An 11,232-nucleotide genomic window follows, 5' to 3' on the forward strand; every position below is an offset into this window, starting at 1 on the left:
TGCGATGCGAATTGGAGTTCGGCGCGGAACCGCCTCGCGCGAAGGAACTCATTAACGGGTGCCGTCAGCAGCGTTTTCAGACGAGAGGATCGCTGAGGCCCAATGACGGTTACCTTGCAGAGCAGCCCAAGCCATGCCATTGACCACCACAGCGACGCGGTTGCGCGGATGAGAGGTGTCGACGCGGGATCCACGATCATCCATGTGAGAATGCGCAGCTGATCGAGCCAGTGTCGCTGAGCCTTGGTGATATTCGCTGACTCCGTGCTGGCGGTGTGATGCCGTACCGAAAGTTCCCTCGGCACAAAGCAAACCGCTGACCGGAGCATGAGGCGCAACCAGAAGTCCAAATCGACCGTCTGATAGACGTCGTCGCGTAAGCCCCCTGCGTCCAGTGCCAGTTGCCGCCGGAACATCACACAGCTCGGTTCGCCGATCAAGTTGGCGCTCGCGCCCCATAAGGCGACTATCTGCAGAACTAAGGACGATCCGCGATTACGTTCGCCAAGTTTCGCGAAGTAGACGTGGAGCTTGCTCGGTGCGCGTCGCCGCTCGCTCCAGGGAAGGTCGTCGGTCTGGACCTGCCGGGGTGCGAAGGCGAGTCCGACCTCAGGGTCGTCGAAGCACCCAGCAAGGGTCTGCAGGGCCCCCGGAAGCAACCAGTCGTCGCCGTGTAGGAACTGGATATAGTCGCCGCGGGCGACTTCCAAACACTTATTGTGATTCCCGTTAAGGCCGAGGCGAGATTCGTTGCTTATCAGGCGGTCTCCGACCCTGAGCAAAGATGCGGCGATCGCCCGCCCTTCGTCAGTTGACTGGTCGTCGACGATGACGATCTCGAACTCGGCGCCATCCTGATCCAGGACGCTGCGCAGGCAACGTTCGATGGTGGCACCGTTGTTGTACATCGGGACGCACACAGAAATGAGTGGCTTGGCTTGCGCGTCGTCAAACCAACCCGGTCGGGGACGCTCGGCTGCGGTCACGCGTTCGCCTCGGCAGCCAGCCGGTAGCCGCGCATGGCGAAGGGAATGAAGACAGCAAGCAACACGATCGCCCAGACTGAAGTCGCCACAAGTGGCCCGACAACCGGGCCGCCGTGGGCCAGCCCGCGCATCGTCTCGATAGGTGGCGAGATGGGTTGGAGGCGGATCAGTGGTTGAGCCCAATCCGGGAACATTTTAATCGGCGTAGCGCCGGGATTGACGAACGCGAGCGCAAAGGTCGCGCCGAGCAGCCAGGTCATCGCGGTACGGCCGTTGTTGCGGATGGCCATCGCCATCACCAGTGCGGTGAAGCCAGTGACGACGACCGATGGGATCAAAAGGAAAAGAATTGCGGCGGGCCAACCTTGGTGGAACCGCAGCCCCATCGTAACTCCGATGGCGGTGATAATGACGGTGCCGATGAAACTACGTACGACTTCGGCGAATACCCATCCGACGACCGTGCTCGCTCGATGAATCGGCAGCACCCACATCCGGCTGAGCAAGTGCGACTCGCGGTCCGTGGTGATGCCGACCGAGTTTCCCAGCGACCCGAATAGCGCGGATAGCACAGCGCACATCGGGACCACGCCGTAAACGCTGTCGACTCCGGTAACCCGGTGTACCTGCTCGCCCAGCACTATTTGGTAGACCAACAGCAGGCAGATGGGAAGCATCAGCGACCCTATTAGCACGGCTTGGTCGCGCCTCCAACGAAGCAGGAGTCGGCCGGCTTGCGTCTGGCTTTGGGTGAGTAGGGAGCCGTCCGGCACGGAGCGATGAGTCACTAGCCGCGCCTTTGCATCCGCAACGTAATCGCGCCGAACACCAGCACCATGCCGAGACACCAGGCCAGGGTCGCCGCCAAATTACTGAGCACCACGTGGCCGGACGCAAGGCCGCGAAGGGTTTCGGCGAACTGTGACACCGGCTGGTTGCGGACGTACGGGCGTAACCAGGCGGGGAAGGTCTTTTCGGGCGCGATTCCGGTGGACAGCATGAATAACAGCAGCTGGGGGACGAATAAGAAGTGGGCGGCCCCCTGGACACTCTTCGCGCTCGAACCCAGCGCGTCGGCGCCCAGCGCCACAGCCAGGCACAGCAGCAAGGAGATGAGCAGGAATGCCGTCGCGTACCCCACTCCGCCGTCGATGCGGAAACCGAAGGCGTAGCCGGCGATCAGCGCCACCACGAGAGTTAGCGCGGCGCGCATCAGGGTGGCGACTGTGCGAGCGGTCACGGGGGCCACCGCGGCGACCGGTAGCGTACGCATCCGCTCGCCGAAGCCGGATAAGTGGTCGCGGGCGGCGCGGTCCGCGGTGAGCAGACCGACGAAGATCATCGATTGGGCGACTACCGCGGGTAGGAAGTACTGCGTGTAGCTGATGGGCCCAGTGTCGACAAGGCCGTGCAGCGCAACGCTGAATCCGGCCAAATACGCTGCAGGCGAGAGGATTTCGAAGATCATTTCACCGTCGCGTGCAGCCGACATCAGCGAGCGCTCGGTGAGGGCGGAAAGGGCGCTCATGACCGGGCGACGGTCCGTTCGGTGAGGTGCAGAAAGGCCTCGTCGAGCGAAGGTTTGCGCAGCGAGATGTCGGCGAGTTCGAGTCCGAGTGCGTCGACCCTGCGGAAGACCTCGACAAGCGTCGCCACGCCGTCGGGCGCGAACACCGACACCGAGCCCGTCTCGCCGTGGATGTCGACCCCTTCAAGTCCTTTCAGCGCGGCCGCGACCTGGGGAAGATTGGCTGGATTGGCCGGAGTCACCTGGCAATAGCTGGTCCCCACGGCGCGCTTCAACTCCTCGGAGGTGCCGCTGGCGATCACCTGCCCGTGGTCGATGACGACGATCGAGTCGCTCAGTACGTCGGCCTCTTCCAGATACTGCGTGGTCAGCAGCACCGTGATGCCCTGCACCGTAAGCGAACTCACCAGCGCCCATACGTCTCGGCGGCTGCGCGGGTCGAGCCCGGTCGTCGGCTCGTCGAGGAAGAGCACCTGCGGCGGCACAACCAGCGCGCTGGCCACGTCGACGCGCCGGAACATGCCCCCTGAGTAGGTCGAGAGCCTCCGGTCGGCGGCGGCGGCGAGGTCGAACTGTTCGAGCAGTTCGTCCGCGCGAGCCTTCGCGCGGCGGCGACTCAACCCGCGCAGCCTGCCGAACAAGACCAAATTCTCCCGACCCGTGAGCATGGGGTCCATCCCGGCGAACTGCCCGGCCATCCCGATGCTGGCGCGAACTTCGGCGGGCTGCCGGGCGATGTCGTGCCCGGCGACGCTGGCATGGCCTGAACTGGGGCGAATGAGCGTCGACAAAATGTTGATCGTCGTTGTCTTGCCGGCACCATTGTGGCCCAGTAGCCCGCAAACCGTCCCGGCCGGCACCGAAAAGTCCACGCCATTCAGCGCGACCGTATCGCGTCCGAATGTCTTTGTGAGGCCGACAACCTCGATCGCCAAGGGGCTCACGATGAAAGTATTTCACGAAGTGAGCCGCGGCGTTGGCGGTATAGATGGATCGCGATATGACCGCTGCAAGCCGAATCTCTTTGCGGCGCGATCGCTCCGAGGGGCCCGAGCAACTTCATTGGCTTCCAATCTTTGTCGTCGCCAGTTCTTCGTGGAGGGCGCTCGACGCCGCGGATCCCGGGCAACGGGAAGCAAGGAACCAACTCAGAGGGACTGCCTCGGAATCTCCGCGGTCGGCATGTCGTCTTCCAGCTCGCGGTGCAGCAGCAGGGAACGCACCACCGGACGCGGCCCCTCCGACCGGAGCATCTGGCTCGCGGGCCGGGGACGAACGATCTGCGGCCACCAGAACCAGCGTCCAAGCAGCGCGGCGATGGACGGCGTCATGAAGGAACGCACGATCAACGTGTCGAACAGCAGACCCAGGCCGATGGTGGTACCGACCTGACCGATGATCCGCAAGTCGCTGGCCACCATTGCGGCCATCGTGAATGCGAACACCAAGCCCGCGTTCGTCACGACCTTCCCTGTACCCCCCATCGCGCGAACGATGCCGGTGTTGATGCCGCCGGCTAGTTCCTCTCTCATCCGGGACACCAGCAGCAGGTTGTAGTCCGACCCCACCGCCAGCAGAACGATCACCGACATCGGCAGCACCATCCAGTACAGGTTGATGCCCAGGATGTATTGCCAGATCAGTACGGACAGTCCGAACGACGAGCCGAGTGACAGCGCTACGGTGCCGACGATGACGAGCGACGCCACGAAACCTCGGGTGATGATGAGCATGATGATGAAGATGAGGCAGAGCGCGCCGACTCCGGCGATGAACAGGTCGTAGGTGGAGCCGTCGCGGAAGTCCTTGAATGTGGACGCGGTGCCCGCGATATAGATCTTCGAGGACTCCAGGGGAGTGGTCTTGAGTGCCTCCTCGGCCGCCGTCCTGATCTTGTCGATGCGCGCGAGGCCCGCGGGCGAGGCGGGGTCGCCTTTATGCGAGATGATGAAGCGCGCCGCTTTGCCGTCCGGGGAAAGGAACTGACTCATCGCCTTTTTGAAGTCTTCGTTTTGGAAGATGTCGGGCGGCAGATAGAAGGAATCGTCGTCCCTGGCGGCGTCGAAGGTGGCCCCCATGGCGGTGGCGTTCTCTTTCTGGTTTTCCATCTGGCCCAGCGTTCCGTTCATGGTGCTGTAGCTCGTCAGCAGCATGTCCCGGGCTTCCTCGGCGATCGCGATCGACGGAGGGAAGATTTCCAGCAGTTGCGGCAGCAACGCGTCCATCTTGTCCAGATCGACGATGAGTTCGTCGAGTTTGTCGCTCAGCGTGTCGACGCCGTCGAGCGTCTCGAAGATATTTCTCAGGGACCAGCAGATCGGGATGTCGTAGCAATGCCGTTCCCAGTAGAAATAGCTTCGAAGCGGCCGGAAGAAATCCTCGAAATCGGACATGTGACCTCGGATGTCCGATATTACGTCCCGCATTTGTTTGGTCTTGGCGATCGAGTCGTGCGTAATGGTCGTGATCTGCTTTTGCAGTGCGTACATGCGCTTCATCGTCGCGATTTGGTACGACAGGACGTCCGCTTGATGGAGCATGTCTTGCGTGCGGGCCTTCATGTAATGCTGGTCCTGCTGCATCACCGAATACTGCATTTGCAGCAGGAAAGGTATTGACGTGTGCTGAATCGGCGTGCCCTCGGGCCGGGTTATGCCCTGCACCCGCGAGATGCCGTGAACCTTGAATATCGCCTTCGCGAGCCTGTGCAAGACCAGGAAGTCCGCCGGGTTGCGCATGTCGTGATTGGATTCGATCATCACGATTTCCGGCATCATTCGCGCTTGAGAGAAGTGACGGTCGGCGGCCGCGTATCCGACGTTCGCGGGAATGTCGTTGGGCATGTAGAACCGGTTGTTGTAGCTTGTCTGATAGCCGGGCAACGTCACCAGACCGACCACGGCCACCGCTATGGTCGCGGCGAGGATGGGCACAGGCCAGCGGACAATCGCGGTGCCAATCCGCCGCCAGCGACCGAACGCGAGAACCCGCTTGGGGTCGAATAGCCCGAACCCGCTTCCAATGGTCAGAACCGCCGGGACCAACGTGAGCGCGATGAGGACCGCCGCCAGCATGCCCACGGCGCACGGCATGCCCATGGTCTGGAAGATGGGCATGCGGGTGAAGCCCAGGCACAACATCGCCCCGGCGATGGTCAGCCCCGAACCCAAGACGACGGGAGCGACCGCGCGGTAGGTGGTGTAGAAGGCGGTTTCCCGGTCCTCGCCGGCCTGGCGCGCCTCTTGATATCGGCCGAAGAAGAAGATCGCGTAGTCGGTTCCGGCCGCCATCGCGAGAGCCACCAACAGGTTGACGGCGAAAGTGGAAAGCGCGACCAGACTGTGATCGCCGAGGAACGCAACGATTCCCCGGGCCGCAAGAACCTCGATCCCCACGGTGACCAACAACAGAATCACGGTGAGGATAGACCGGTAGACGAACAGCAGCACCACAAAGATGATCAGCGCGCCCACCGCGGTCATTTTCAGGATGGACCGGTCCCCGGCCTGCTGCATATCGGATAACAGCGCCGACGGGCCGGTGACATAAACTTTGAGTCCCGGGGGTGGGGGATTCCGCGCAATGATGTCGCGGACCGAGGCAATCGAGTCCTGGCCCAGGGTGGTGCCCTGGTTGCCCGCCAGGTTGAGTTGCACATAGACGGCCTTGCCGTCGTCGCTTTGCGCACCCGCCGCCGTCAGCCGGTCGCCCCACAGATCCTGCACGTGCTCGACGTGCTTCTGGTCGGCCTTCAGCGCGCGCATCAGTTTGTCGTAGTAATTGTGGGCGTCGTCCCCGAGGCGCTGCTGTCCCTCGAACACGATCATCGCGATGCTGTCCGAATCGGACTCTTTGAAGTCCCTGCCCATGCGTTGCATGGCCTGGACCGCCGGTGCGTCCTGCGGGGCCAGCGGCACGGAATGCTCGCGTCCGACCGTCTCCAACCAGGGAACACAGAATGTCACCAGCAGCGTCAGCGCCACCCACGCCAGCACGATGAGCACCGAAAGCCGGCGGATGCTCCGGGCGAAGAAAGGGGGTCGAGCGTGCTCGGTGGTCATGCGGCCCCCGACGGCCAACGGATAGCGGCCCGCCGTCGGCGCGGGAAGCTCATGGCTTTTACCGCTCCGCCCAGGGCCGCGCAGCGGCGAATGCCGTCCCTGTTGTCCTGTGTCACGATGTTCCCCACGGTCGCGATGCCTGTTGCTGGAAGTGGAAGTCCGGCCGTTACAAAGGCTGTTTTAACAGCAGCGAGCGCACCAGCGGCCGGGGTCCCGACGGCCGGAGCATCGAGCTCGCGGGCCGCTGACGCACGCGTTGCGGCCACCAGAACCAGCGTCCCAGCAGCGCGGCGACCGACGGCGTCATGAACGCGCGCACCACCAGCGTGTCGAACAGCAGGCCCAACCCGATCGTCGTGCCCGTCTGCGCGACGCTGCGCAGATCGCTGACCCCCATCGACGCCATCGTGAAGGCGAACACCAGGCCCGCGTTGGTCACGACCTTGCCCGTGCCGGCCATCGCCCGGATGATGCCGGTGTTGATGCCGGCGGCCAATTCCTCCTGCATTCGGGAGACCAGCAGCAGGTTGTAGTCCGATCCCACCGCCAGAAGGACAATCACGGACGTCGACAGCACCGTCCAGTGCAGTTGCAGCCCGAGGAGGTACTGCCAGACGAGCACGGACAGCCCATAGGACGCACCCATCGACAACAACACCGTGCCGACGATCACCAGCGCGGCAATGAAGCTGCGCGTCATGATCAGCATGATGATGAAAATGAGGCAGATCGCGGCGACCCCGGCGATCAAGAGATCCCATTTGGAGCCGTCGACGATGTCTTTCGTGATCGCCGCGGTGCCGGTGAGGTAGACCTTGGCATCCTCGAGAGGAGTGCCCTTGAGCGCCTCTTCGGCCGCCGTCTTGATGGGCTCGACGCGCGAAAGCCCTTCCGGCGTGGCGGGATCGCCCTTCTGTGAAATCAACATGCGGACGTCTTTTCCGTCCGGCGACATGAAGATCTTCTCGACCCGCTTGAAGGCCTCCGAGTCGTTGATGATTCCCGGCGGCAGGTAGAAGGAATCCTCGTTTCGGGACTGGTCGAACGCCTGGCCCATCGCGGCCGAGTTGTTGCCCTGCGATTCCATCTGGCCCATGACGCCGGACATGGTGCTGTGCATCGTCAGCATCATGGTCCGCATGCTCTGCATGGATTCGATCATCGGCGGCAGCAGCACAACCATTTGCGGCAGCAGCGTGTCCAGCTGATCCAGGTCCGCCACCAGCTCCTTCAGCTTGTCGGTGATCTCGTCCACGCCGTCCAGTGCGTCGAATATGGATCGCAACGAAAAGCAGATGGGAATGTCGTAGCAGTGCCGTTCCCAATAGAAATAGCTGCGAAGCGGCCTGAAGAAATCCTCGAAATCGGAGATCTTGTCCCGCAATTCGTTGGTGATCTCCTGCATCTCATGCGTTTTGCCGACCATGTGGTGGGTGGTGGCGACGAGTTCCTTCATCAGGCCGTACATGTGCTGCATGATCTGGATCATCCGCGCCAACTCTTCAGCCTGCTTGAGCATGTCGTCCATGCGGTCCTTCTGGAACGCCATGTTTATCTGCTGGCTTGACTGCGACATGCTCACGATCCACGGGATCGTCGTGTGCTCGAGTGGGATGCCCTCAGGACGGGTCACCGACTGCACGGTGGAAACGCCCGGGACAGCCAGGACCCCCTTGGCCACCTTGTTCAACACGATCATGTCAGCCGGATTGCGCAAATCGTGATCGCTCTCCAGCAGCAGAATCTCGGGCATCATCGTTCGCGACTGCGGGAAGTGTCGCTGGGCGGCGGCATTTCCCACACTCGCGGGAATGTCGCTGGGGATGAATTTCTGGTCGTCATAGCTGGGGTTGTAATTCGGCAGCGTTATCAGGCCGATGAGCGCAACCGCCAGCGTCGTGATCAGAATGGGTGCCGGCCACCGCACGATCGCGGTGCCGATCCGCCGCCACCGATGCGTCGTGATCACCCGTCTCGGATCGAACAGGCCGAAACGGCCCCCGACCACCAGCAGTGCCGGCGCCAGCGTGAGGGCAACGAGAACCGCGACGGTGATGCCGATGGCGCAGGGGATGCCCAGTGGCTGGAAATAGGGCAACCGGGTGAAGTTGAGGCAGAAAACGGCCCCGGCGATCGTCAAACCGGACGCCAACACGACCTTGGCCACACTGCCAAACGTGGTGTAGAAGGCCATTTCCCGGCTCTCGCCGGCCTGTCGCGCTTCCTGATATCGCCCGACGAAGAAGATGCCGTAGTCGGTTCCCGTCGCGATGACGGCGGCGACCAGCAGGTTGACGGCGAAGGTGGTGAGGCCAAGCAGTTGAAGATGGCCAAGGAATGCCACAATTCCTCGCGCCACCTGCAACTGCAGCCCGACCATCAGCAACAACAGGATCACGGTCGTGATCGACCGGTAGACGATGAGCAGGGTGATGAAGATGACCGCGAGGCTGGTCACGGTGACCAGCATGACCGTCTTCTGACCGGCGATGTTCATGTCCGCGACTGTCGGCGCGGGGCCGGTAACGTAGGCCTTCAGACCCTCCGGCGCGGGCGTCTTCGCAACAATCTGCCGAACCGCCGCTACCGATTCGTCCCCCGACGCCCCGCCCTGGCTACCGGCGAGCTGGACTTGCACATAGACGGCCTTCCCGTCGGAGCTCTCCGCGGCTTTCGACGTGACCGGATCGCCCCAGAAGTCCTGGACGTTCTGCACGTGCTTATCGGCGCGCAGTTCGCGGATCAACTGGTTGTAGTACTTGTGCGCCGCGTCGCCCAGGGGTTGCTGGCTCTCCAGCACGATCATCGCCAAGGCGCCGGAGTTGGTCTCCTTGAAGTCCTGACCCAGATGCTCCATCGCCCTAAACGACGGTGCGGCAACGGGACTCAGTGAGACCGCGTTCTCCGCCTCGACCTGTTCCAGTGGGGGAACGCCCAACGCGATGATGACGGCGATCCCCAGCCACCCCAAAATGACGGGTATCGCTAGGCGATGGAGCATCCGCGCGATCAGCGGTGGCTTCGCGCGCTCGGTCGCCGCATTCGGGTCACTCTGCACGTCGCTCATGTGGCCGTCAGCATGCAGTACGTGAACGCGTTCAATTCGTGCGAAACCCTCTCCGCCTTGACCACTCCGTCAACCACGATGCGGCAGCCCAGCATGTCGCCATTCCCTTGTGCCACAACGTTTCCCAATATCGACGGCAACGTGGTCGAGATGTCGAAAGACCACGGCACCGGTTGCCCGTTGACGTGCACCGGGTTTCCGTCGACGTCGAAGTAGCTGATGTCGGCCGTCGTCCCCGGCGGCCCGAAGATCTCGTACCTGATGTGCTTGGGATTAAAGGGTTTGGTGTCTTTGATCCTGGTGTCCGCGTAGGACTCGCGCTTCTCCGAGCCGAAGATGCCGTGCAAACGTGAAACCGTCAAACCTCCCGCGAGGACCACGGCGACGATAAGCAGAGGGATCCAGAGCCGCTTGAGCGCGGCGAGAACTCCCGTTCCACGGGGATGGGTATGATTCCGCCCGACTGGCCGCTGAGGTGCGGTCGAGGATCGACGACCAAAGCGCATGAGGCCACGTCGCCCGGTGGGAGTCTGGCTAATGTTGCGGCCTTCCGTAGCGATATCGGGCCGGGCCCGCACATCCGGTTCGGTCACCGCACCCCCTTCTACCCATTTCTGCGTCTCTTGTTATTCCGCCGGCCCGGGCAACCCGTTACACATTGGTCCCGATACGCCGGTGGGGGCACTCCGAATGGGGTGTACGCCGCAGACTAGTCGTGCTTCGGCACCTCATACGAGCCCCGCCCCCCGGGGAGCGCGACCGAGTCTTCATGAGTAAACCACGCCAGTGGACTCCGTATCAGTCCTTTGACATCGAGATACGGGATCGTAATGCATACCGCGTGCGTAACGGCACTTTGAGTTCGCCCGATCCGGAACGGAAGACGCCCACCCCGCGGTCCCGTCCGACGGCCGAGGTCTGCTGACGGTCAGCAGCCGTAGTCAGCTAACGACGATCGCCGTCCGTAGTCAATGGGCTGCGCCGAGGCACTTCCGCGGCGGCCCGATCGACGCGGCCAGGCGGCGGGTTCCGGAACCGCCGCCGCTGGTGGCCCCGCGGTGATTTTCGCGGCGGCTCGCGGGTCGGTATCCTGGGCGGTGACAACCACCCAAAATTTCATCGTCCATGAAGGCCGACCGTGCCCCATCGCGCGCCGCCCCGGTGAGCGATTGCGGCAGGTCACAGCAGCCAACGGCGGCAGCTGCGCAGCCCGCACCAGCCCAATTCTTAGGCTGCGTTAAGAGCCTGACAGGTCACCCCGGGAACTTTGTCCAAACCTCGGACGCGCGCTGGTGCCTCCAGTAGGGTTTGGAACCGTTCCACTCATGTCAACTAGGCATTTTGGAGAACTGTGAGCATCAATCCGTTCGACGACGACAACGGCAGTTTTTTCGTCTTGGTGAACGACGAGGAGCAGCACAGCCTGTGGCCGGCCTTCGCGGACGTTCCAGCCGGCTGGCGAGTGGTGTACGGGGAGTCCGACCGCGCTGCGTGCTTGGAGTACATCGAACAGAACTGGCCCGACATTCGGCCAAAGAGTCTGCGCGACAAGCTCTCAACGGGTCGGGGTTTTGACCAGTAACGAGTCGG

At 62.7% G+C, this 11,232-nt stretch carries 8 protein-coding genes; 1 reads left to right on the forward strand and 7 read right to left on the reverse strand.

Annotated features, from left to right (window positions below; all coding sequences use genetic code 11):
* The 7 genes from HMPREF0591_RS15830 to HMPREF0591_RS15860 all read right to left on the reverse strand — a co-directional run.
* The coding region (locus HMPREF0591_RS15830) for a glycosyltransferase family 2 protein (protein ID WP_007169609.1) at positions 1-908 on the reverse strand (908 nt) is incomplete at its 3' end.
* Positions 909-982: 74 nt separating this feature from the next.
* Positions 983-1,774, reverse strand: a complete 792-nt coding sequence (locus tag HMPREF0591_RS15835) for an ABC transporter permease (RefSeq protein WP_007169610.1) — start codon at positions 1,772-1,774, stop codon at positions 983-985.
* Entirely contained in the window at positions 1,774-2,514 is a 741-nt protein-coding gene (locus tag HMPREF0591_RS15840; protein ID WP_007169611.1) for an ABC transporter permease, read from the reverse strand. The genes HMPREF0591_RS15835 and HMPREF0591_RS15840 overlap by 1 nt, the downstream gene beginning before the upstream one ends.
* Positions 2,511-3,458, reverse strand: coding sequence for a daunorubicin resistance protein DrrA family ABC transporter ATP-binding protein (locus HMPREF0591_RS15845; RefSeq protein WP_007169612.1), 948 nt, complete (start codon positions 3,456-3,458; stop codon positions 2,511-2,513). The genes HMPREF0591_RS15840 and HMPREF0591_RS15845 overlap by 4 nt, the downstream gene beginning before the upstream one ends.
* A 204-nt stretch (positions 3,459-3,662) precedes the next feature.
* The gene (locus tag HMPREF0591_RS15850; RefSeq protein ID WP_007169613.1) at positions 3,663-6,575 is read right to left on the reverse strand and encodes an MMPL/RND family transporter; all 2,913 of its coding nucleotides are present in this window, start codon (positions 6,573-6,575) and stop codon (positions 3,663-3,665) included.
* Between the two features lie 166 nt (positions 6,576-6,741).
* Positions 6,742-9,642, reverse strand: coding sequence for an MMPL/RND family transporter (locus HMPREF0591_RS15855; protein WP_007169614.1), 2,901 nt, complete (start codon positions 9,640-9,642; stop codon positions 6,742-6,744).
* Positions 9,639-10,043, reverse strand: a complete 405-nt coding sequence (locus HMPREF0591_RS15860; protein WP_050790074.1) for an MmpS family transport accessory protein — start codon at positions 10,041-10,043, stop codon at positions 9,639-9,641. Before HMPREF0591_RS15860 ends, HMPREF0591_RS15855 begins: the two co-directional genes overlap by 4 nt.
* Positions 10,044-10,993: 950 nt before the next feature.
* Between HMPREF0591_RS15860 and HMPREF0591_RS15865 the strand changes: the two genes are divergently transcribed.
* Positions 10,994-11,224, forward strand: a complete 231-nt coding sequence (locus HMPREF0591_RS15865; protein ID WP_007169616.1) for an MbtH family protein — start codon at positions 10,994-10,996, stop codon at positions 11,222-11,224.
* Positions 11,225-11,232: the final 8 nt, after the last annotated feature.

The organism is Mycobacterium parascrofulaceum ATCC BAA-614 (genome assembly GCF_000164135.1).
Lineage (GTDB): Bacteria > Actinomycetota > Actinomycetes > Mycobacteriales > Mycobacteriaceae > Mycobacterium > Mycobacterium parascrofulaceum.